Origin of the sequence: Paenibacillus tabacirhizosphaerae, from assembly GCF_040812395.1 — a bacterium.
In the GTDB taxonomy this organism is placed as follows: Bacteria; Bacillota; Bacilli; order Paenibacillales; family NBRC-103111; genus Paenibacillus_E.
The window spans coordinates 138,660-160,763 of sequence record NZ_JBFNXH010000014.1 but is presented as its reverse complement, the minus strand read 5'-3'; the positions used below and the strand labels follow the sequence as shown (position 1 = coordinate 160,763).

Below are 22,104 nucleotides of genomic sequence, written 5' to 3'. Positions count from 1 at the left end.
TCTCTGTACCTGTTCCTCCACGTATACGTGGAACGGCTTCTCCAGCAAATGCTCTTGGCCCTCCGCTCCCCTGCCGCTGAATGTCTCTATGAGCTGTGTATATTGCTGTGCAGTTACCAGCTTCAGCTCATTTACGCGAAGGCGTGGGTTTTCTGTTACTTGTTCCAGCATGTAAACCAAGTGATCAAACATGCGTTCTATGTTTGCCTCATCGTACACCAACCCGTTGTATTCGAAATCGATGCGAATGTCGTCTCCCGGAATAACATTCAGGTTAAAATCATAGTTCGTTTGCTCGCTCATCGCTGCATTGGCTATCGTAAGACCAGCTGAGTTGTCACTTCCGGTCTGTTCCATATGAAGTTCCAGGGGATAGTTCTCGAATACCATAATATGATTGATCAGATCTTGTTTTTGCTCCGTTAACGCTTGAATGTCATAAAGCGGGAACGTTTCGTAGTCGCGCGATGCCAACATCTGCTCCTGATTCCACTTAAGCACATCGCTAAAATGGGCATCTGCTTCGCAGCGAACGCGTACCGGCACCGTATTGATGAATAATCCGATCATCGTTTCAATACCGGGAATATCCGCCGCTCTGCCTGACACAACGCTGCCGAATACAACATCCTGATTATTGCTGTACTTCTGCAGAATGATGCCCCATACCGTTTGAAGCAGCGTATTAAGCGTGACTTGCTGCTGTCTGGCAGTTCGATTCATCTGTTCCGTTAACTTATGGCCGAGATTGTAAGCTCGCTTGATGGCCGCATAGCCTGCTGTCTTCTCCTGCAGGTTGGCTTTGGGCAACAGCGTCTGCTGATCGTAACCTGCCAGGTAGGAGTTCCAATAATCGGCCGCTTCTGTGCTGTCTTGTGCCTCCAGCCATGCAATATATTGGCTGTATGGGGTAACTTCGACAAGCTCAGGCCGGCGCTGCTCCAGAATGGCAAAGTACGTGTCGAACACTTCCTTGATGACCAAGGACAAGCACCAGCCGTCCATCACGATATGATGGAAGCTCCAGATAACATGATAGGACTTCTCGCCAGTGCGCAACAGCGTAACGCGCATCAATGTATCTTGCATCAAGTTAAAGCCCTGCGCCTTGTCATTCTCGGCAACGGCAGCCATATGAACTTGCCGCTCGGTTTCGTTCATTTCGCTTAAGTCTTCATAATGAAATCGAGCTTGCTTCGTGCGGTATACGACTTGCAAAGGCTGATCTTGCCAACCGTTATTAAAATTCGTTCGCAGTATCGGATGGCGTCCAATCAACGCCTGCATGCTTTGCTCAAAGGCTTCGACTTGGAAGCGTCCAAGCAGATCGAACGACGCTTGTTCGAAGTAAGCGCCCGATTGCGGGTTCATCAGTGTGTCGAACAGCATGCCTTTCTGCATTGGCGAAAGCGGGTAGATGTCCTCCATCTCGCCGAACGGACGGTTCAACATGACTAACCGATCCAATTCCTCCACCGTCAATCCCTTGAGATTAACATCGCTAGGTGTTAGCTCTGCATTCTCGCGAGACACGCAGTGCGCAACCACCTTGCGCAAGCTTTCCTGCAGCAAACCGGCCAATCGTTCTATCGTTTCGCTGCGATATTGTTTGATGCTGTAGCTAATTGTTAACGTTAAGGCTCTCCTTGCAATCATTCCGTTCAGATCGAGGGTGAATGGTCTCTTTGCGTTGCCGCTAACTGATGATCCGACTGGATAATGCGAAAATTGCATAGCGCTGCTCGCAAGATCCTGATCGAACTGTCCCAAATAGTTAAAGCCTATTTCTGCTTTTGCATGAAGTTCTTCGCACTCCCGAGGCTCTGACAAATAACGAAGAATACCGTAACCGATCCCTTTTTGTGGAATGCCTCGCAGTTCTTCCTTCACACTCTTGATCCGGTGGGACATTTCTTGATCCAAGCCGATCTCCAGTACAACCGGATACTGGCTCGTAAACCAGCCCACCGTGCGCGTGATATCCACGTCCGTTAGGATGTCTTCCCTGCCGTGACCTTCCATATTAACGGCGATGCGCTCCATGCCTGTCCATTCATGCAGCGCCGTGCCCAGCGCCGTTAAGAGCAGATCATTCACATCCGTATGATAAGCGCGATGCGCATGTTTCAATAACTGTTCCGTTTCAAGCTCTGTCCATTGAACGGTTACGATTTCGCTCTCAGAAACCAAGGATTCATTGTGAGCGAAGTCCTTTGGAAGTGGAGCGACGTCCGATTGGATGACCCGTTGCCAATAAGCCCGATCCTTTTCTAGCGCAGGACTGTTCGCATAGGTTGCCAGCTGTTCCGCCCATGTCTGGAATGAATCCGATTTCTGTGGCAAACGGATTTCTTCACCTTTTTCAAACTGTTCATAGCCCGCTGCTAGATCTTCAATCAGTATGCGCCACGATACACCGTCTACGACCAAATGGTGAATAACAATGAGCAAATGGTCGCCGTCTGCACAGTGGAACAGACCCAATTTTATTAACGGACCTTCGCTCAAATTAATGCTGCTTTGAAGCTCATTCGCCTTTGCCTCAATTGCTGCCGAACATTCCGCTTCGCCTCGAAGATCAAACACGTCCAAGCTGAACAGTTCGCCATCGTTCACACCACGGTTTCTTGCTTCATAGCTGCCGCTTTCCGACTTGTGGAATACCGCACGCAGCGCATCATGGTGCTTGGCAATCTTTGTTGCAACCTCACGAAGAATATCTTCATTAAATCCAAGCTCCCGATACAACATCAAAGCTTGGTTAAAGTGATGCCTATCTGACTCATTATGCTCAAAGAACCATAGCTGAACCGGCGTCAGCCCGACAGCTCCAACGACTTCACCCTGATCCGCCGTCCGGCTGACCGATTGGACAAGACCGCTGAGCTCCGCAATCGTCGGATGTTGAAAAAAGTCTTTCGTTTCAAGCTTATACCCCTCTTGATAGAGCCTTGAGGACACTTGGATCGATTTAATCGAGTCGCCCCCAAGTTCAAAGAAATTAGTATAAATTCCGACCTTAGCTGCTCCCAAAACCTTCTGCCAGATCGTTGCGAGCACTTGCTCTACCGGCGTGCGTGGAGCTGCATACTCCGTGCCGGTTTGCGCACTGTCCTGCGGCGCAGGCAGCGCTCTGCGATCGATCTTCCCATTCGGAGTGAGCGGCATTTGCTCCAGTTGAACAAAGTAGGAAGGGATCATGTATGCAGGCATCTCTTGTCCAAGAATCGCGCGCAGTTCACCGGAAGTCACAGATTGGGCTGCAACGAAATAAGCTGCAAGCTGCTTCTGACCCTTTTCATCGTCTTGAGCGATGACGATTGTTTCCTGAACGGAGTTCGCCTTCATGATCTGTGCTTCAATCTCGCTTAACTCGATGCGGTAACCGCGAATTTTAACTTGATGGTCAATCCTGCCTAAATATTCAATATTGCCGTCGGGCATCCACTTGGCCAAGTCGCCTGTTTTGTACATCCGTTCGCCTTGTATGAACGGATTCGCCACAAATTTCTCAGCGGTCATCTCCGGCAGATTCAGGTAACCTCTTGCAAGACCCTCGCCGGCAAGGCACAATTCTCCAGCTACACCGACAGGCAGCAGATTTTCATTGGCATCGACAATATAAATGTGATGATTGAAGATGGGACGGCCAATGGACACAAACTTGTGGGTTGCGAAAGCTGCTGAATAAGCCCAAATCGTCGAGCAGATCGAATCTTCCGTCGGACCATAGGCGTTGAAATATTGGACATGATCCTTCCAAGCCTGAACGAGCTCTACGGAAGGAGCTGAGCCGGCGGTAATCAACTTCTTCAAGCTCGGCATATTGGCAGGCTCTAAGTAAATAGCATAAGTGGGCGGCAAGGTCGCCACCGTTATGCCGTTATCGGTAATAAAGCGTTCAAATAAGCTATAATTGAAGATCACCGACGATGAGGGGATATATAAAGTTGCTCCCACATATAAAGCCATTAAAATTTCCCAACTGGACGCATCGAACGAAAAGCTGGCGAATTGCACAATTCTATCATTCGCATCGATCTGCAGCTCGCGATCAAAGAACGTTCTGAGACTGCCGAGTCCATGATGCTCGACCATGACCCCCTTCGGCCTGCCCGTCGTTCCCGATGTATAGATGACATAAGCCAGATCGCTTGACGTTGATAAAGCCTGGAGATTGGAGCCGTCCTCACTGAATGCATCCGGTTGATCCAAAGCAATGATCGTACCTGCGAATGAGACCCGGCCACGCAGACGATCCTGCAGTAAAAGCAGCTGAGCTCCCGAATCCTCCAACATATAGCGGATTCTTTCTTCCGGATATTCCGGATCGATGGGGATATAGGCGCCGCCGGCTTTCATAATGCCGAAAATACCAATGATCATGTCCAGCGAACGTTCAACCATGAGACCAACCAATTGACCTGCTCCCACACCTTCTGCCTGCAGTGTTCTTGCCAGACGGTTTGCCTGCTCGTTCAATTCCCGGTAAGTCAAGCGGTTGCCTTCAGATACGACAGCCCATTGTTCGGGTGTGCGTTCTACCTGCTCCTCGAACCATTGATGAATCGTTTTTTCGCTTGAATAATCCGCACTTATTGGGTTGAATACAGTTAATACCGTGTGAGCTTCTTCCTCGCTGATCAATGACAAATGCCCGATTTTACTATTCGGCTGCTGAATAATATGCTCTACAATCGTCATATATTGGCGGAAAATTTGCGCGATTTCGCCCGTATCGTACAATTGGGAACGGTAGTCAATATGTATGCGGAATTGCTGGTCATCCAGCATTTCCACAACATGAACGTCAAAATCATTCCCGGTATGCCCGGCAAAAGGAGCGTCGACTTGATAGTTGATTTCTTCGTGGTCCAGCCAACTGAGTGTACGATACTGCACAGTAATGCCAAAGAGACGTTGAATATCGCTATAGCTGTGTATGTCTTTCAAATCTTGTATGAGCTTGTTGTAGGGGTATCGCTGATGGCGTAGTATGGAAGCTTGCTCCTTAGCTATGTTTTGCAGGAAGGAAATCAGATCCGACTCGGGGTCGATAAACGCGCGGGTGGCAATCGTGCTGACATACATGCCGACTGTATCCTTTTCTTTCTTAGTCGTCCTGTTGGCATAAGCCGTACCGATTGCAATATCTTGCAGACTGGTTACTTTGTTCATATAGATATAGAAAGCAGCTAGAAAGAATGTAAACAGACTCACTTTGTAATTGGCGCAAAAAGCTTTTATGCCATCATAGATGTCGTCCCGGATCGTCATGGTTTCCCGTAACGCCTCGGTGCTCAGCGTGACCGGATTGTATAACTTGAGCCCGAGAGCTTCCGGCAAAGTGACGAACTTTTCAAACCAAAACGCTTTATCTTTTTGATAACGATCGGATGCTTCGTAATCCAGTTCAGTTTGCAAAAAGTCCAGATACGAATGACGCTCGTCTTCGCCCAGGCTTTCTCCCCTCATGTAATCCAGATAACACTGTGTAATTTGATTGATCACCATACTCATGGCAACGCCGTCGATCACGATATGATGAACTTTGATGTTATACCAATGCTCTTCATCACTGATTTTGAGAATCACGAATTCATACAGGTCCGCTTCCAGCAATTGTATCGGCTGCTGAATATGCTGCATAACCCATTCCGATGCAGATTGTCCACTTTGCTCCGCGCCAGAAAAATCAATACATTCAAAATCCTTGTTCGCGTGCTTCTCCACATATTGCTGCGGAATTTGGTTGTTTGTTGTTATTCTGATTTGCAAGCCATTGTGCTGCCGGATGATCTCGTTAAAGGCCATCTTTAGAACTGTGACATCAAGGGGGCCTTGAATTTTGATGGTCGCCGTCACAGTAGAGATACTTGTGCCGGGGTTCAATACATCCATGTACCAGATACGCTGCTGCGGCTGCGTTAATGGAAACAATTGTACCTGTTGCTTGCTCGCGTGGTTGTTGCTTTTTAACCCTCTAGTCATAATAAGGATGCACACTCCTGTCTAATATAGGGATGGATATTAGTTGGTTTTATGCTGGTTCTTTGACGGGATTTGAGTGGAATTGCAGATTGTATAGCTCAGCGTACAACCCATCCTTGGCAAGCAGCTCTTGATGCGTACCTTGTTCTTTCAATTGACCATCTGCAATCACGCAAATGGAATCAGCCTGCTCGACTGTTATCAGTCGGTGGGCGATAACAAGCGTCGTTCTATCCTTCATGAGCACCTGCAGCGCTTGCTGTACCTCATGTTCCGACTCCGGGTCCAGAGCAGAAGTCGCTTCGTCGAGCAGCAGGATTGGCGAATTTTTGAGCAGAGCTCTGGCAATTGCGATGCGCTGCCGCTGTCCGCCTGAGAGATTGGCTCCGCGTTCGCCCACGACCGCATTGTAGCTTCCTGGCAGCTCCGATATAAATGAATGGGCATTGGCTGCCTTCGTTGCAAGTTCTACTTCTTCATCTGTCGCGTCTTGACGTCCGATGCGGATATTTTCGGCAATGGTTCCGTGGAACAAAAAAGCTTCCTGGGGAACATAAGCTATTTTTTCTCTAATCTCAGCAAGTGAGTACTGCTCCGTATTCTTTCCCTGGATCAGCAATTCTCCGTCGTTCTGTGGATAAAAACCGAGCAGCACCTTCATGATTGTGCTTTTGCCGCCTCCGCTCGGACCGACGATAGCCGTCACGCTTCCTTCCTCTACGGTCATCGTCAAATTCCGCAGCACAGGCCGCTCCGGATCATATCCGAATGAAATGCTGCATAGTTCTACGGCAGGGTGCGGATGGACCGGTATATGTTGAACGAATGCAACCGTTTTCGCCGTATATTCCCCTTCGGTTGACTCTTCTAACAATTCACGAATTCGCGCAGCGCCGGCAAATGAGTTCTGCATAAGCGCAATGACGGCTCCCAATTGAAGAAAAGTATGGGAAATACCGCTCTGCAAATGTACGATTTGTCCAAGCACTCCCAACTCCATCTCTTGACGGGATACCATGTATAGACCAATGACGAGAATACCACCCATGCTTAGAAACTGGATGAGGAAGTTGCCCGCCTCAAGCAGACCGGATTGATGCCCCTGTTTCACACCAAACTCGCTTACATCATCGCTTGCTTTCATACATAGCCGGCCGATCGTGCTTTTCAGCCCGAATAGCTTGACCACCTGCAGTCCGGCGATTAAATCGCCCGACCGTTCAGTTAGCACGCTCATTTGCTTTTGCAGCTTATCGCTCACGTCACGCATCGGTGCAGCAAACCGTGTATTCAAGACCACGGTCAGAATGCCTAGAACGATAAGCACTAACGCGAAACGCCAGTCTACAATACATAAAACAACGATAGTTCCTACAAATGTAATCATTTGCGATACGATCGACTTTAGATGCTCATTGAACGTCTGCTCGATCGTCTGTACGTCATTCGTCATCCGCGAGAGAAGATCGCCGGAATGATGACGCTCAACAACCTGGTAGGACAGTTTCCCGATGTGCTGGTACAATTGAATCCGGATATCCCCTAACGTAATCTTAATGCTGCGCAGGAATAAATAATTGAATAATGGCGACAAGATGCTCAATCCCAACACAGAACCGCTAACCAGCCAAACCGCACGGGATAGCTCCTCCGTATTGCCGGAAACTGCGAAATTCAATAAATATTGGATGACGAATGATAATAATATGGTGAGACTTGAGGACACCAGGCTTTCGCCAATCAGCCCGGTAACATACATTTTTCTTTGAGGCCTTATGAAGGACATGAGCTGCCATAAATCAGTGAATGCCTGTCTGAAGGACACGATCCGTCCCCCTTTCTTGAAGCTCGTCAGCTCTCTCCGTCAATTGATACAAATATAGCTTCTTGTAAACACCGTTCATCTGAATGAGCTGATCATGCGTCCCGCTTTCCACGATTCGCCCCTGATCGAGTACAAGAATACGGTCTGCTTGCATCACCGTTGACAGTCGATGGGCAATAACGATCACAGTCCGGTCAGCCATCAACTGTTTCAACGCCGTTTGCACAAGTGCCTCGGACATCGTATCCAAAGCGGATGTAGGCTCATCCAACAGAAGCAACGGAGCCTCTTTCAGGAATGCTCTTGCAATGGCGATGCGTTGTTTTTGTCCGCCGGACAAACCGCCGCCACGTTCTCCAAGAGACGTCTCATAGCCTTGCGGAAGCTGCATGATAAACTCATGAGCATTCGCCGCCTTGGCAGCTGCGACAATTTCAGCGCGGGAAACATTGATTCGTCCGTAACCGATATTATCGGCGACAGTTGTCGGAAACAGATAAGAATCCTGGGAAACCACTGATATTTGGGACCGCAGTTCGGTCAAATCCCAATCGTCCACCGATCGATTAAACAGAGATATGATCCCATTGCCCTTCTCCGGCTCATAAAACCCGCAAAGTAGCTTGAAGATCGTGCTTTTGCCTCCTCCGCTGGCGCCGACGATGGCAAGCGTCTCTCCTTTTTTCAACTGAAAGCTGACTCCCTCCAAGACATTCGTCTTCCCATCGTAAGAGAAAGTCAGGTCTTCGAAGAGAACAGGGTCACTATCCAAGTCGACCTTCTCCTTTGCTTCGCCTGACCTTTCCAAAGGCCAATCAAGCGCTTCGAACAGTCTACGTGCGGCGCCAGAAGCTTCCTCGATTTGGGCGAGGATCGTTGGTGCCATACTGACAGGTTGCAGGATAAAAGCTAGAAGATACAGGAACAGAATAATGCCTCCTGCGTTCAATTCTCCTTGTTGAATCAAACGTCCACCATATATAATGACGAAAACGATTGGTGCCGAAAGGGAAATAATCGCAATGGGTCCGAGCGCAGCATACCGTCTTTCGAGCTTCAAGCTTTGATTTACTGCCTGCTGCATAAGCTGGCTGTATTTTCGGAAAAAGACCGCCTGCACGTTGAATGCTTTGATAATCGATAGCCCGCTGATGGAATCCTGAGCTAAAGCGTTTAATTGGCCGTATTTATCCCGCAGTTGTTCCGAAAACGACCGCATGGAATTCGTCAGTAAAGCGGCAATCGCCATCCCCAAAGGCAGCAGCACAAGGCTGGACAGCACCAGTTTCCAACTCGTGAGCAGAAGCATAATCAACGCTCCCGTAAAGACCACGGGTAAGTAGAACAAATTGGCAAAGTGCTGAATGAAAAAGTTTTGCAAAATTCCCGTATCGGAAGTCAGTCTGGAAAGTAAATCTCCTGTATATTTGCGTTCAACGCTTGCAACGGGCATATCACTAATGCTGTTTATAAGCTCGTTGCGCAGATCGCGGAGCGCCTTTACACTGAATTTGGCGGAAGCATATTTAATGAGATACCGGCATGGCATGCCGATCAAGATCATACCCGCAATGAGTATCAAGATCTCTAATGGAGAATCAATCAATCCTTCCACCATTCGTTCAAGATATTTGCCCAATATGATGTCTACTGCTGCCAAGGCTAGAGAAGCAACTACCGTAACTGCCACCCAGAAAGAATAAGGTTTGACATATCGGACTAATCTGCGAAATACTGGTGAGCGTTTGGACAAAATCTGTTCCCCCAATCGCTGGATATGCAAGCTTTAATTCGCGACCCATTCATACGTTCCAATCACTCGCTGCAGGGAATTCTTGATAAAGGTAACCCCATCCAAAGAAGTGCCAGCCCCCGTTCGAAGCGACTTCCTGCTCGTTGCAGACAAGCTGCCAAGGGACATGCCGTGAAACCCGCCCATGAATGCAAAGATACCTGTTCTTTTCTTCACTTTCCGGCCCAGCTTAAACGCAGCTTCCACCGAATTCGTTCCGGTCGCTCCGCAGAACTGCAGCTTATAATTCAAGCTTTTCGGCTTCAACACTTGGTCCGAGAACGTTCCGATAAACTCTTCCTTTGCTTTCGTGTACATATCCAATCCGTGCATGATGCGATCATTTTGCAAATAATCGATGACTTTCTCTTTGATGAAATCATTATTATGGCCATAGTTCAACGCCCCGGCGCCCGCAAAAAAATCGATGTAGGCGCTTTCTTCAACGGAATATAACAAGTCCCCCTTTGTTCGGTTAAAAGTTGCCGGAAAGCTTCTGCAATTCGATCTTTCATTTGATTCCAACTGTTCAAAAATATTCTTTTCACCTCATCCTCTACCCGTTTAAAATGTTTTTGTCTTTTCGATCCATGCCGCCTTTAACAATTTCTCAATATAGTAATATTGACTAAATTAAGATAATATTAACAAGGTAACATATAGTTAAAAATAACAGTTTATGGATTTATAGACAAGGAAATTATACCATTTTTTTGCTAAATGCAAGTCTAAACTTTATGTAAAACCCGAACTCCGAGAAAGTCCTTGATGAACTGCACATTGGCCGCCCCGTGTTCACTTTTCAGCATGTAAAAAAAACGGGCCCTCCCACTAACTCGGAGTGCCCGATCAAATAGTCAAAAAATTAGAATCACAGCAGAATCAAGATAACGAGCGCAGCGCTTCAGGTGTGAAAGGCTTCAGCTCGTCAAGCCGGCCATCGCGGACCTTAGCCGCCCATTCCGGATCAACCAGCAGCGCACGGCCGACTGCAACCAGATCGAACTCTTGATTGTTAAGCTTATCGGTCAAGGTATCCACGTTCGCCGTACCTGCATGTTCCCCTCTAAACGAAGATAGAAATTCATTATCCAGACCTACGGAGCCCACAGTGATTGTAGGTTTGCCGGTTAATTTTTTAACCCAGCCTGCGAAATTCAGATCGGAACCGGCGAACTCCGGTTCCCAGAAGCGGCGGGTCGAGCAGTGAAATACATCAACGCCCGCTTCTACAAGCGGCGCAAGGAATTTGGCCAGTTCATCCGGATTGGCTGCCAATTTCGCCTCGTAATCACTTGATTTCCATTGCGATATCCGCAGTAGGATAGGGAAATCGGGACCAACGGTGCGACGGCAAGCCGCAATAATTTCAGCCGCAAAACGGGTTCTTTTCACAAGGTCTCCGCCATAGCTGTCGGTGCGTTGGTTCGTTTTCTCCCAGAAAAACTGATCGATCAAATAGCCGTGAGCACCATGAAGCTCAATCCCGTCAAAGCCGATCCGTTTGGCATCCGCCGCTGCTTGTGCGTAAGCGGCAACAACGGAATCGATCCTTTCCTGACTCATCGGCTCACTGACTTTTTCCCCGGTCGCGAGATCCAAGCCTGAAGGTCCGATCGGCAACTCCTCCGGGTTCGTAACGGCTCCTACCTTACGGTCCGTGCCGATATGCCACAACTGCGGCATAATCAGCCCGCCAGCTTCATGTACTTCCGCGACGACGTTAGCCCAGCCCTTCAGTGCTTCCTCCCCATGGAAATTCGGAATATTCGGATTATTGGTGGCAGCCGGATCGTTAATCAGAGTGCCCTCCGTAATAATAAGCCCTACACCGTTCTCGGCACGGCGACGGTAATAAGCAGCCACATCAGGGCCCGGTACTCCTCCGGGAGAGAAGGCTCTCGTCATTGGAGCCATGATGACCCGGTTCTTTAGCTTCAAAGTACCAAACTTGAAGGACTCAAATAAAGGTCCTAGCTTGTAGGCAGGTTGGATTTTATGATTATTCATTCTAGCATTACCTCCATTATGAATAAATTCTGGTTTAATAAGACTCGCCAGTTAAACTGTCATATATATTATTACAGTTATTAAATTTACTATACCATACTATTTGCAAAAGCACTACTTTTTACATGCCGCCTACTTATTGTGAAAATAATTTATACTTAATTCTGAAATCAACTGGGTGTTTTCTAATTTCATCATAAGGTTTCCACTTTAACCGCCCCCTCCAAATTGAGGAGCCTACTCGCTGACAACCATCCGAATTTTTAACATATGCAGTTGACGAATACTGCCCGTTAGTCAAGATGCTATCGTTCCTCGTTAGAGCTTAATAAAAACGGCAACTGATTTTCTGATCAGCTGCCGTGGTATCCTTATTCAACGATCCTGCCCTGCCAAAGTATCGAAACGTGAATTCCCGAATAGACGATTGTAGTTCTACATTGATTTGGTATAAAATACCAACTAGAGGTTAGAAAACCTTTAAATAAATGGGACTGGAGTGATGTAATTCATGCTTTCGAATGCAAACCTTGATCTGTCGTCGCCTGAGTTCAAAAAAAATGCCCATGAGATTTACAAGCAACTCAGGCAAAATGATCCACTTCACGAAATTGCAATGCCGGATGGGCAGCGGGCATGGCTATCCACACGCTACGACGATGCCGTACAAATATTGAAAGATGACGAACGTTTTACGAAAAACTTGCATTCTCTTTCTCCTGAAGAATATGCGGCGATTATGCCCAAAAAGGAAATGGATCTGATCAGCAAACAGATGCTCTCCAGCGACCCACCTGATCATACCCGTCTTCGTTCCATCGTATCCAAAGCTTTTTCACCCCAGATGATTGAAAACATGCAAAATGAAATTCAGCGGATAACCGATGATCTAATCGACCGAGTTCAGGAAAAAGGGAGCATGGAGGTTATCGAAGACTTTGCCTTTCCGCTTCCAATCATCGTGATCAGCCAGATGCTGGGAATTCCAGAGAAGGATCATCATCTTTTTAAGAAATGGTCCGGTGATTTCATTAACGCTGCTAATGATCGTAATAAGATGAAAGAAGCATTCCCTTCCATCCAGGCTTTTGGCTGTTATATCGAAGAACTCATCACTGAGAGAAGGAAGTATCCCGGTTCCGATTTGATCAGCATGTTAATCCAAGTTAACGATAACAAAGAAAAGCTGACTGCTGCAGAGTTGTCCTCTACGATTTGGCTGCTCATTGTCGCCGGGCATGAAACGACTGTCAATCTGATCGGCAACGGATTGCTCGCATTACTTGAAAATCCCGAGCAATTTCGCTTGTGGCGTGACGATCCGGCCTATTCCCAATCGGGCATCGAAGAATTGCTTAGGTATTACAGTCCCGTCGAAATCGGCACATCCCGTTGGGCTAGACTCGACTTTACTTGGCATGGCAAAAATATCGGTAAAGGCGATTTGATTTTCGTAGGCTTGGCAGCTGCCAACCGCGATCCCGAGCAATTCGAGAATCCCAACCAGTTGGATATTACAAGAAAGAAAAATAAGCATATTGCTTTCGGAAACGGTATTCATTTCTGCCTCGGGGCCCCACTTGCGCGATTGGAAGGAAAAATCGCTTTATCGACATTGCTTCAACGATTGCCTAACCTTCGTATTGACACAACTTCTGAGGAACTTAAATGGCGATCGGGCATCTTGATGCGAGGTTTAGAGCGGTTTCCGGTCACATTTTGAATGTATTAAAATCGGCTTTATTATTTTTCATTAAGTTTCAAGCACTTCTTTTGTGTACTCCATGTTACAATTATTGCATCAAGTGTGACCAAACCAACAGTTAAATACCGGACAACGGCAGTCGATCGTGTACCGGCTGCCGTCATGTCGTGATTAAACTATCGTTTCCGTTAGCGCAACGACGTCTGTAACGGTAAGTTTTAAAAAAATGGCAATTCGGGCAAATTCCATCTGGATCTCGCAATTGAGCTGTACGAATCCCCCAATTTTAAATTCCTGTCTATAAATCGTATCGATTTTTTCTAACACAAAGCGACCTTGATCCATAAATTGCAACTCTGCAACTTTTCCCTTCATAAAGAAAACACCATTTAATACGCCATGTTGATCCAGCGCTGCATCATAAGTAGGAACGCTCCTTTACTAGGAGGGGAAAATAATCCGCCATCCGCCGCACCTTGCTTCTGATGGCCGACTCTTCTCTACTGTCCTTAATTTGAATAGCTGAAAATTGTGGGGCGAAAGCCTCTTGACCTTCGTCCATCAGCATCGTTATAAATCGCCCCAGTTCAACGGAAGAACCCGTTCCCATGTTCATGTTCCAAATATGACCCAATCATCCACTTATACTAGTTTTCACTTGATTCGTTAATAAATATTCCGCATAATCCGGATCCTCCAGGAACGGGCTACCGATGGCAATACAATCGGCTAATTGATCTTCTAGTATACGGTTAGCGAGACTGCGGGTATATATTTTTCCGACTGCAATAACGGGAATCTTGACATGTTGTTTGATTGCAGCAGCATGTGGCAGCTGATAACCAGGATGAACGTCACTTGGTTGTATAGGAAGAAGCCCTCCTGTTGAGACATGAATCGCATCCAAATCAGACTCAAGTGGCTTTAGCATTCGCACCCACTCCTGAGGGGTTAGCCCCCCTGTACAATAATCAGTCGCAGAAACCCTGATGGTAACCGGATATTGTCGACCGACTTCTCCCCTGATGGCCAGAAGAACCTCTTTCAAAAATCTTGCTCGGTTCTCCGAACTGCCACCATAGTCATCCGACCTCACATTGGATAGAGGTGAAAGAAACTGATGAATTAAAAAGCCATGTGCCGCATGAATTTCAATGCCATCGAACTCCGCTTTGACAGCTCTTTTTGCTGCAAGGCGGTATTCTTCTATTATGTTTTGAATACCCGCAGCAGACAGTGACTCGGGCTGACCATAATGCTTGTCGAACGCAATTGCGCTCGGCGCAACTAATGCATTCGTAACTTCGGGCGAGGATTTCCTTCCGCCATGCGACAATTGGATAAAGGCAGGGGTTTGATAGGCATGGATGGCGTCGGCAATTTTTCTTAGGCCCTCCACGTGCTGGTCTGTAAAAATCCCAATATCATTTTTCCACAGTCTTCCATTGGGAGAGATCGCGGTGGATTCCACGATAACAAGCCCCACTTGCTTCGCTCTTCGGCCATAATGTTCAAAGTGGTGGTCAATGGGAAACGCCTCAAGCGTGCCTTTATATTGTTGCAAAGGTGCCAGGATTAATCGGTTCCTCAGGCGTAAACTGCCCAGATCAATAGGGTCATCCAAGGTCCAAGTCATAACTATTCATTCTCCTTTGCAAATTATGTCCAACTTCATTATAGTGTTGATAACATGCAAAACACATAGTATTATTAAGATAAATAACATCTAATATCTAATTTATTAAGTTATTTATTGTATATAACCTTATATATTTAGGTGAGGTGAATTTGTTTGGACCAAATTGATTCTAAAATCTTATCGTTAATGCATGAAAATGCCAGGATTTCTATTTCTGAAATGAGCAAATTGATTGTCATGTCGCAGCCCGCTGTAACGGAAAGACTCCGGAAGCTGGAGGAGCAGGGAATCGTAACGGCTTATCGTGCGCAATTCTCCCCACAGAAGCTTGGCAAACATACATCTGCTTTTGTCATGTTTAAAACCAATTGTTGTCCGGACTTCGTCAAATTCTGCGAGGCTTCCCCTGAGATTGTCGATCTTTACAGAATCAGTGGAGATTATAACTTTCTATTAAAAGTGTTAACTGAAACAACAGAATCACTAGCACAATTTCTTGACGCTTGCAACCCTTATGGTTATTCAACGACTTTAATTGTGCTCTCGACGGCATTTGAAGACAAAAGTCTTGTACCAAGCAAGATGTAATAAGGGTCGGGTCAGATGGTGAGGAACGGAATATTCGGCTACTCTTCGTCCGCCTGACCGAGCGCCTCCATACAAAGATAGATGCAAGACGGCGCCAATCTTGAGCACGCATTTCGTTCTCATACTCTTCCACATGTACCTTCAGTCTCTTCGAGAGACTCATAGGCGGGCTTCCGCTTCCGTGTAAGCATATCGGCTGGCGGGAATTGGGAGTCCCAGATTACCGCGCAGCGTGTTCTCCTCGTACTTGATCCGATAAATTCCCCTCTCCTGCAAAATAGGAATGACAAGTTCGACGAATTCCTCCAAAGCCTTCGGTGTAACCGATTGAATAAAGAAACCGTCCGCCGCCCCTTCCTCATTCCAACGTTGAATCAGATCCGCAATATGCTCCGGTGTACCAACGAACTCTCCAGGCGGCATCACGGTACGAAGGGCAACTTGACGAAGCGTCAAATTTTCCTTTATCGAGATTCGTTTGATTCTGTCTGTGGTGCTTCTGTAGCTGTTGCTGCCCAGATCACCCAGATCGGGAAACGGCTCATCTAGCGGATATTGCGAGAAGTCATGGTGCTCATAAAATCTTCCTAGATGGGCAATCGCGCTTTCTATGGTAACCAAATTGGCAATTTCGTCATACTTAGCCCGGGCTTCCTCCTCGGATCGGCCAATAATCACCCCGATACCATGCATAATCACAAGATCATCCTCCGAACGTCCATATGCTCTGGCACGCTTTTTGACGTCTTGGTAGAAAGCTTTCGCCTGCTCGATATTCTCATGCTCCGTCAAAACAGCATCTGCCGATTTGGCAGCCAGATCTCTGCCCGATTCTGATGAACCTGCCTGAAAGATAACGGGCTGGCCTTGTTTCGAGCGTGCGATATTGAGCGGCCCTTGGACGTCGAAAAACTCACCTTTATGATGGAGGGTGTGCAACTTGGACTTGTCAAAAAACACACCGGATTTCTTGTCACGGATAAATGCGTCGTCTTCCCATGAATCCCATAATCCTCTCATGACTTCAATGTACTCCTCCGCCATGCGATAGCGTACAGTATGGGGTGGGTGGATCTCCTTGCCAAAGTTGCGAGCCGAACCTTCAAGTGGTGAAGTAACCACATTCCAACCAGCTCTCCCGGCACTGATATGATCCAGCGAGGCGAACTGCCTGGCCGCGTTGAATGGCTCACTATAAGATGTAGACAGTGTGCCAACCAATCCGATATGACTTGTCACAGCGGCCAAGGCGGAAAGAATGGTGATCGGCTCAAACCGATTCAGAAAGTGAGGAAGCGACTGCTCGGTAATATATAAACCGTCAGCGATAAAGACAAGATCAAATTTCCCTGCTTCGGCAACTAAAGCCTGATGCTTGTAAAAATCCAGGCTGACACTTGCGTCAACGGGCAGGTCCGGATGTCTCCATAAACCGGTATGGGCACCGACACCTTGTATAATTGCACCGAATTTGATTTCTTTTTTTTGGGGCATTTGTAATCACACTCCTCGTGAATATTCCATCTGATGAAGTTCAAAGCGGGTAATGACATGCCAAAACTATTAATTTGTTCTTAGCTCCTCTCTCCTTCTTACCGTTGATACTTAAACTATTACTTATCCCATCGATTTAATGAGAAATTACTTTACTCAGCTTATCACCGACTCTTCGCAACGGTCTATACGATTCTAAAGGAAAATACCGAGTTAAAATTTTAAAAAAACGGAAAAATAAACGATTTGCCTTAATAAATGTATGTTAATCATCTTATTAATTTAGTAAAATTAAGAATTAACTTTACAAGCATGAAGAAATGTTAGCGTGGCATGGAGGCTTTCCATACCGATTGGAGATTAACAAAGCCGATCTCAATGGATCGGCTTTGTTTGTCAAAATTTAGTGGCTAACACCCTGCATAGCTTTCTAAGTTCTTGAAGTTTTTTGAAAACCTATTGAAGCCTGACCTATATAAAGGATGCTGACGGAGTACACGATGGTCGCGAAACAACATATTGAGCTGTTCGCTTCCAGCATAAATGAGGCTGTTATTTCAGGGAAGGCCGCCGCTTACGTGGGAAGCCAGCTTTATTGCGAAGAGAATTTGCCGGGCGCGTCTTCCACCTTGACCAGCAAGAGAAGCTCGGTAACCTGGCTTCTGCTTTGCGCGAGTGGGTTTCGATCCAGACTGCAGTAAACGGGAGGTTTGTGAAATAGCCGACATGAGAAATGGCCCAACGCCTCTAACCCCCTTCGACGCCTAATTTTTCACCGTTATTATGGTACGGTTCCCCGTACATCGCTCACTGCTTTGTACTCATAGTTTTGTAAGTGCTATTCTAAATCCAAGATCATCTATCTTTAAATCAGGCATACTTTTCCGTCTAATCGTAGAACCGCAATTGTTTTCAACTTCAGCCCAACTGCCTCCCCGGAAGACTCTATAGTTCCCATATCTTTCAGTATCATATAGATCCCAGCACCATTCCCATACATTCCCAACCATATCGTAAACACCCCATGGATTAGGAAGCAGTTTTCCGACTTGATGAGCTGATCCATTAGAGTTTTCTTGATACCATGCAATCTTATCAATTCTTTCATACCGATATCCCTTGCTTCCCGCTTTGCACACATACTGCCATTCAGCGTCTGATAGTAATCGAAAGCCATCCGCTTTATTGTTATATATGGTGTTCTGACTTTCATTTGTGATTGTGTAGCATTCAGTCCTGCCAAGTATTCTGGACAATGCGTTACAAAAGACAATCGAATCCAACCACGAAACTTCCGTAATCGGCAGGTTATTCACATTCGGTTCTACTTTTTTATGCATGACAAAATGATACAAATGCTGTGTTACCGGATACTTCATCACATAGAAAGGTTCAATCGTTTCAGCCCATGCAATAACCTTTCTATCACTTCCTCTGCCAGGGTCTGCTAAAGTGTAATCAGAACTAAGCCATTTATTCATATTTACATAATCGCGTAATTCAACGGTTCCACCTTCTATTGGTACCATTAAATTCATTAAATCTTTTAGAAAACGCTCTCTGTCAATTTCGTACTTTTCGATTGTCATTTTAACCTCCTGTCTATTTCAATAGTTCCTACGATATAGACTACCCTCTTGCCCGATTCGATCCTGCCCTGATCATTCTGATTGATTACCCACCCTTGAATGACCTCTGCCACAATGCCAATGACGACTCCCACGAATAACAGCAACCCTGCAGTCGTCCCAATACGATTCGTCGCAATCGCCCACACGACACCGGCAATCAGCAGAATGGCTCCAATGAAAAATGAATGATCATGCTTTTTCACGAATTCTCAATCCTTTCGCATTTAAGATGGATAAACCTTCTTCAACAGTTCAATTGCTTCATCTAGGGTGAGACCAAAGGATTTGTAGTACTCTGTGTCGGTTGCCATTTGCTTGTAGACCATCTCGTTGCGCAATCGCAGCATCTCTTCGTGGGAGAATTCAGCCACGAAACACCCTTTGCCCGTTACCGTATTGATCAAGCCACATCGCTCCAGTTCTTCCCAAGCTTTCTTGACGGTGATAACACTAATGCGCAGCTCCTGGGCCGCCTGGCGAATAGGCGGGAGGATGTAGCCGCCCTCTAATTCGCCTTTCAGAATTTGAGCGCTGAGCTGTTCGAACAGCTGCTAATAAATCGGTTTTTTCGAAGTGTTCGATATCGAGATGTTCATTGGATCTCCACTCGAGGATGAGCAGCTTCGCGCCATGGGACAAAGCAAGGGCCAGGCTATACTTTACTTTCAGTCCCGTCGACAGTTCAGCGATCTTCTTGTTCTCATCCATTTTGAATCTTTCCAAATAGCTTTAGTAGGTCTCATCGTCCCAGTTCTTATAGAACTTCTTGATGACGTCGGTCAATGTCTTCCTTCTGCTTTGCGCATAAAAATCGATGCCACCGAATGCGAATCCGATCTCCTGATTCAATTCGAGCTCATGCTCAGCCATGTTCTTACCAAGAACGTGTACCTCGCCGCCGTCCAAATGAAGCATGTTCAAGATCGACTTGATGGTAGTTGTCTTACCTGCGCCGTTGGCGCCGATGAAGCCCATGATATACCCCTTTTCCAGATGGAACAACACATTTCTCAACTGAAAGTTTGGGTATTTCTTATTTAAATTGCGAATGTCCAACGCCAGCATACCGTACCTCTTGTGTATATCGTATATACACAATATATCGCCAGAGGTGTGTGAAGTCTACAGCCTGAGGACTATCTCAGGCTAGCATAAGCCCTTATTTATTTTCAAGATGGCATTCGTCTTCACTACAACCTCCACTTTCCGCTTTACCACTTGCGATGATACGGTTCAGCGCGCTGTTTGCACCGCCTTACCAGTAATTTGACGGTTCAAAAGGCTCTGAATTACCTTTGCAATATCGTCTCTTTTTCCTACCTGACTCTGCTCAACTAAATGATGCCACACTTGCTGAAGCATATATCCGTGCAAAGGTGGTGGTGTGAGAAGACAGGGGCTAGCCACCCCTACCTACTCGATTAAACGGCTGTGCCACTTCGGGCAAGCTTTCTTCTCATTAGAATCAGTCCGATGATGGTCAATATAAGAACTGCCAGTTGGCCGTACATATCGAGCCTGTCATTCGGATCGTAAACAACGCCCATACCTGCCAATGGATCCACTAAGAGCACGCCCGCTGCAAAGGCAAATTGCGTGTACCTGCTAATATGGAAGGACGGCAGCATCTTCACGAACAGGTAGACGAATCCGGTGGCGACGAGCACATTGGCAGCAGTGATTACTATAGGCGGAAATCCACTTGGCGCAAGCTCAAACATAAGCAGAAAAATGCCTAGCCAGACGGCTCCGAATAGAAAACCAAACGATGCCGCACGGACTGAGGCGCCGATGGCGTCCGTATGAATGGCGCGAGCTGCGGCGGACTGCCGCGGAAGCGGCAGAAAGAAAGCAATCACAGTCAGAACGACGATCACAAGAGCTGTAACGATCACCTGCGCAGCCGTGAAATGAAAGTGAGTCAGGTCGAATAAAGCGTAGCGAATTAAGATCGCTGACAATACATACAAAAGTCCGAACGCCGACAGTCCGAAGTTGCCCAGCCAAGCCTTGTCGGACTGTTTTGGGAACAACAATTCGGTGAGCATGATCGGAATGGTGACGCTCCATATTGCGTGATAGCCGATGATGGCAACGGCCCATACGTAGTTGAAGCCATGCAGCCAGCCGTATCCTGCCAAGGCATCTTTTCCAGGAAAATGAGGATCGAATATGCTGGATACGATCAAACCTTCTTCCGTTATTCCGTATACGATGCCTAGCAGCAGAATGGACAGCCATCCGAGGCTCCAGCGTCGCGAAATTTCGCGTATCAACAGTGCGCCGCCTCCGTAAAGGCCAATCTGCGGAATCAGCGTATAGATTTTGCTGATAGGCGTCGAACCGAGAAGCACCTCACCGATGATGGGCGATAGCAACAACAGCACAATTACAGGGTAGAAACGACGCATGGCGCACCCTCCTCTCGGAATGCTGCCGCATATGGCCGCTTAGACCGTATTCCTAACGGTACATCTTCACTGACAAGCCTCAAATTATCCGTCCATTTCATCCGAAATCACCCTCCGTCTTATTGAACACTGTTCAAGTTAAATCCATTATAATCCAAAGTTGAACACTGTTCAACGGTTTATTTTTCGTGTAGTATGGAGTTGAGGTGAAGACATGCAAATTAATCGCGAACTGGTTGTTCAATCGGCACTTACGATTATGGGTGAAACAGGTGTGGAAGGGATAACAATGCGCAAACTGGCCGCCAGCTTGAACGTGCAGCCCGGTGCCTTATACTGGCATTTCAAGAACAAGCAGGCTCTCCTCGCTGAGCTTGCGAATATCATTATGGCGGAGGTTTTGGCGGAACGTACGAAAACTGCGAATTGGCAGGATGAAGTCCGGCAGGCAGCGGTACGGCTGCGCCTCGTGCTTCTGAAATATCCGGATTCGGTGCGATTAATTACGATTAGCCCGTATTTGCTCGTACCGAACACACTGAAATTCGGTAAACAGCTGCTCAGCGCGTTTGCGGCATCGGGGCTTCCCGACGAGCACATGCGCCACTGCGCGGATACGTTATTGAGCTATGTCACTGGCTTTGTACTTCAGGAGCAGACCGCGAAGCAATTTGTTACGCCGGAGAAAGTTGCGCAGAGCGAAGAAAGCGACCCGGATCTGGTTCGGGAGTTTATTGAAGCTGATGCAGATGAGCAAGAGGACGTGGTTTTCGATAGGGGAATTGCCATTATAATCAAAGGAGTAGAGAGTTTGCTGCTATAGATGGGAATTGCCGCGTACGAGTACACTAAAACGACAATAATCGCGACGATATAGACGGCCAGGTGCGGCTAAGTTGTATACGCCTTGGTCAGGATTGCTTCCAACCGTGTGCCGCATGAACAAGAACTAACAAAAGAATATGCTAAATCAGCTCCCTCCGATAGGTGGGGGTTATTTGACGTTCGCTTTTCAAAC

The 22,104-nt window shown here is 46.9% G+C and carries 19 protein-coding genes; 4 read left to right on the top strand and 15 right to left on the bottom strand.

Features of this window, described 5'->3' with window-relative positions; genetic code table 11:
• The 5 genes from ABRS97_RS21725 to ABRS97_RS21705 all read right to left on the bottom strand — a co-directional run.
• The coding region (locus tag ABRS97_RS21725; RefSeq protein ID WP_367817457.1) for an amino acid adenylation domain-containing protein at positions 1–5,991 on the bottom strand (5,991 nt) is incomplete at its 3' end.
• 49 nt (positions 5,992–6,040) lie between these two features.
• Positions 6,041–7,816, bottom strand: a complete 1,776-nt coding sequence (locus ABRS97_RS21720; RefSeq protein WP_367817455.1) for an ABC transporter ATP-binding protein — start codon at positions 7,814–7,816, stop codon at positions 6,041–6,043.
• Entirely contained in the window at positions 7,791–9,569 is a 1,779-nt protein-coding gene (locus ABRS97_RS21715) for an ABC transporter ATP-binding protein (RefSeq protein ID WP_367817453.1), read from the bottom strand. Before ABRS97_RS21715 ends, ABRS97_RS21720 begins: the two co-directional genes overlap by 26 nt.
• A gap of 33 nt (positions 9,570–9,602) precedes the next feature.
• Positions 9,603–10,145 (bottom strand): aminotransferase class III-fold pyridoxal phosphate-dependent enzyme, encoded by a 543-nt coding sequence (locus tag ABRS97_RS21710; RefSeq protein WP_367817472.1) that lies wholly within the window; start codon positions 10,143–10,145, stop codon positions 9,603–9,605.
• A 345-nt stretch (positions 10,146–10,490) separates the two neighbouring features.
• On the bottom strand, positions 10,491–11,618 hold the full coding sequence (locus tag ABRS97_RS21705; protein ID WP_367817451.1) for an NADH:flavin oxidoreductase: 1,128 nt from the start codon (positions 11,616–11,618) through the stop codon (positions 10,491–10,493).
• 511 nt (positions 11,619–12,129) lie between these two features.
• Here ABRS97_RS21705 and ABRS97_RS21700 point away from each other — a divergent pair.
• Entirely contained in the window at positions 12,130–13,341 is a 1,212-nt protein-coding gene (locus ABRS97_RS21700; RefSeq protein ID WP_367817449.1) for a cytochrome P450 family protein, read from the top strand.
• A gap of 153 nt (positions 13,342–13,494) precedes the next feature.
• Here ABRS97_RS21700 and ABRS97_RS21695 read toward each other — a convergent pair whose 3' ends face one another.
• The 3 genes from ABRS97_RS21695 to ABRS97_RS21685 are packed head-to-tail and all read right to left on the bottom strand — an operon-like array spanning position 13,495 to position 14,959.
• Positions 13,495–13,698, bottom strand: a complete 204-nt coding sequence (locus ABRS97_RS21695) for a hypothetical protein (RefSeq protein WP_367817447.1) — start codon at positions 13,696–13,698, stop codon at positions 13,495–13,497.
• A gap of 43 nt (positions 13,699–13,741) precedes the next feature.
• Complete coding sequence (locus tag ABRS97_RS21690) at positions 13,742–13,939, bottom strand: hypothetical protein (protein WP_367817445.1); 198 nt, start codon at positions 13,937–13,939, stop codon at positions 13,742–13,744.
• Between the two features lie 18 nt (positions 13,940–13,957).
• The gene (locus ABRS97_RS21685) at positions 13,958–14,959 is read right to left on the bottom strand and encodes an oxidoreductase (RefSeq protein ID WP_367817443.1); all 1,002 of its coding nucleotides are present in this window, start codon (positions 14,957–14,959) and stop codon (positions 13,958–13,960) included.
• 156 nt (positions 14,960–15,115) lie between these two features.
• Between ABRS97_RS21685 and ABRS97_RS21680 the strand changes: the two genes are divergently transcribed.
• On the top strand, positions 15,116–15,550 hold the full coding sequence (locus ABRS97_RS21680) for an Lrp/AsnC family transcriptional regulator (protein WP_367817442.1): 435 nt from the start codon (positions 15,116–15,118) through the stop codon (positions 15,548–15,550).
• A 159-nt stretch (positions 15,551–15,709) separates the two neighbouring features.
• Here the strand turns inward: ABRS97_RS21680 and ABRS97_RS21675 are convergent, their stop codons facing one another.
• Positions 15,710–17,044 carry an LLM class flavin-dependent oxidoreductase gene (locus ABRS97_RS21675; RefSeq protein WP_367817440.1) on the bottom strand — a complete coding sequence of 445 codons (1,335 nt, stop codon included), beginning with the start codon at positions 17,042–17,044 and terminating at the stop codon, positions 15,710–15,712.
• A gap of 500 nt (positions 17,045–17,544) precedes the next feature.
• Here ABRS97_RS21675 and ABRS97_RS21670 point away from each other — a divergent pair, with 500 nt between their 5' ends.
• Entirely contained in the window at positions 17,545–17,745 is a 201-nt protein-coding gene (locus tag ABRS97_RS21670; protein ID WP_367817438.1) for a hypothetical protein, read from the top strand.
• Positions 17,746–17,865: 120 nt separating this feature from the next.
• On the opposite strand, the gene ABRS97_RS21665 is transcribed toward ABRS97_RS21670, so the two are convergent.
• From ABRS97_RS21665 to ABRS97_RS21640, 6 genes are all read right to left on the bottom strand, one after another.
• On the bottom strand, positions 17,866–18,633 hold the full coding sequence (locus ABRS97_RS21665; protein ID WP_367817436.1) for a formylglycine-generating enzyme family protein: 768 nt from the start codon (positions 18,631–18,633) through the stop codon (positions 17,866–17,868).
• Complete coding sequence (locus ABRS97_RS21660) at positions 18,630–18,878, bottom strand: hypothetical protein (RefSeq protein WP_367817434.1); 249 nt, start codon at positions 18,876–18,878, stop codon at positions 18,630–18,632. The genes ABRS97_RS21665 and ABRS97_RS21660 overlap by 4 nt, the downstream gene beginning before the upstream one ends.
• A 21-nt stretch (positions 18,879–18,899) precedes the next feature.
• Positions 18,900–19,223 carry a GntR family transcriptional regulator gene (locus ABRS97_RS21655; protein ID WP_367817470.1) on the bottom strand — a complete coding sequence of 108 codons (324 nt, stop codon included), beginning with the start codon at positions 19,221–19,223 and terminating at the stop codon, positions 18,900–18,902.
• Positions 19,126–19,383, bottom strand: coding sequence for a hypothetical protein (locus ABRS97_RS21650; protein ID WP_367817432.1), 258 nt, complete (start codon positions 19,381–19,383; stop codon positions 19,126–19,128). Before ABRS97_RS21650 ends, ABRS97_RS21655 begins: the two co-directional genes overlap by 98 nt.
• 21 nt (positions 19,384–19,404) lie before the next feature.
• Positions 19,405–19,740 carry an ATP-binding cassette domain-containing protein gene (locus ABRS97_RS21645; protein ID WP_367817431.1) on the bottom strand — a complete coding sequence of 112 codons (336 nt, stop codon included), beginning with the start codon at positions 19,738–19,740 and terminating at the stop codon, positions 19,405–19,407.
• Positions 19,741–20,096: 356 nt separating this feature from the next.
• The gene (locus ABRS97_RS21640; RefSeq protein ID WP_367817430.1) at positions 20,097–21,086 is read right to left on the bottom strand and encodes a hypothetical protein; all 990 of its coding nucleotides are present in this window, start codon (positions 21,084–21,086) and stop codon (positions 20,097–20,099) included.
• A 214-nt stretch (positions 21,087–21,300) separates the two neighbouring features.
• Here ABRS97_RS21640 and ABRS97_RS21635 point away from each other — a divergent pair, with 214 nt between their 5' ends.
• Positions 21,301–21,909, top strand: coding sequence for a TetR/AcrR family transcriptional regulator C-terminal domain-containing protein (locus ABRS97_RS21635; RefSeq protein WP_367817428.1), 609 nt, complete (start codon positions 21,301–21,303; stop codon positions 21,907–21,909).
• Positions 21,910–22,104 lie beyond the last annotated feature (195 nt).

What these genes read in the sequence shown, in the direction of transcription:
- ABRS97_RS21665 (WP_367817436.1), bottom strand. Translation starts at nt 18,633, where the DNA reads ATGACAATCGAAAAGTACGAAATTGACAGAGAGCGTTTTCTAAAAGAT.
- ABRS97_RS21700 (WP_367817449.1), top strand. Translation starts at nt 12,130, where the DNA reads ATGCTTTCGAATGCAAACCTTGATCTGTCGTCGCCTGAGTTCAAAAAA.
- ABRS97_RS21695 (WP_367817447.1), bottom strand. Translation starts at nt 13,698, where the DNA reads ATGAAGGGAAAAGTTGCAGAGTTGCAATTTATGGATCAAGGTCGCTTT.
- ABRS97_RS21645 (WP_367817431.1), bottom strand. Translation starts at nt 19,740, where the DNA reads ATGCTGGCGTTGGACATTCGCAATTTAAATAAGAAATACCCAAACTTT.
- ABRS97_RS21640 (WP_367817430.1), bottom strand. Translation starts at nt 21,086, where the DNA reads ATGCGTCGTTTCTACCCTGTAATTGTGCTGTTGTTGCTATCGCCCATC.
- ABRS97_RS21635 (WP_367817428.1), top strand. Translation starts at nt 21,301, where the DNA reads ATGCAAATTAATCGCGAACTGGTTGTTCAATCGGCACTTACGATTATG.
- ABRS97_RS21670 (WP_367817438.1), top strand. Translation starts at nt 17,545, where the DNA reads ATGGTCGCGAAACAACATATTGAGCTGTTCGCTTCCAGCATAAATGAG.
- ABRS97_RS21705 (WP_367817451.1), bottom strand. Translation starts at nt 11,618, where the DNA reads ATGAATAATCATAAAATCCAACCTGCCTACAAGCTAGGACCTTTATTT.
- ABRS97_RS21685 (WP_367817443.1), bottom strand. Translation starts at nt 14,959, where the DNA reads ATGACTTGGACCTTGGATGACCCTATTGATCTGGGCAGTTTACGCCTG.
- ABRS97_RS21675 (WP_367817440.1), bottom strand. Translation starts at nt 17,044, where the DNA reads ATGCCCCAAAAAAAAGAAATCAAATTCGGTGCAATTATACAAGGTGTC.
- ABRS97_RS21690 (WP_367817445.1), bottom strand. Translation starts at nt 13,939, where the DNA reads ATGAACATGGGAACGGGTTCTTCCGTTGAACTGGGGCGATTTATAACG.
- ABRS97_RS21650 (WP_367817432.1), bottom strand. Translation starts at nt 19,383, where the DNA reads ATGGATGAGAACAAGAAGATCGCTGAACTGTCGACGGGACTGAAAGTA.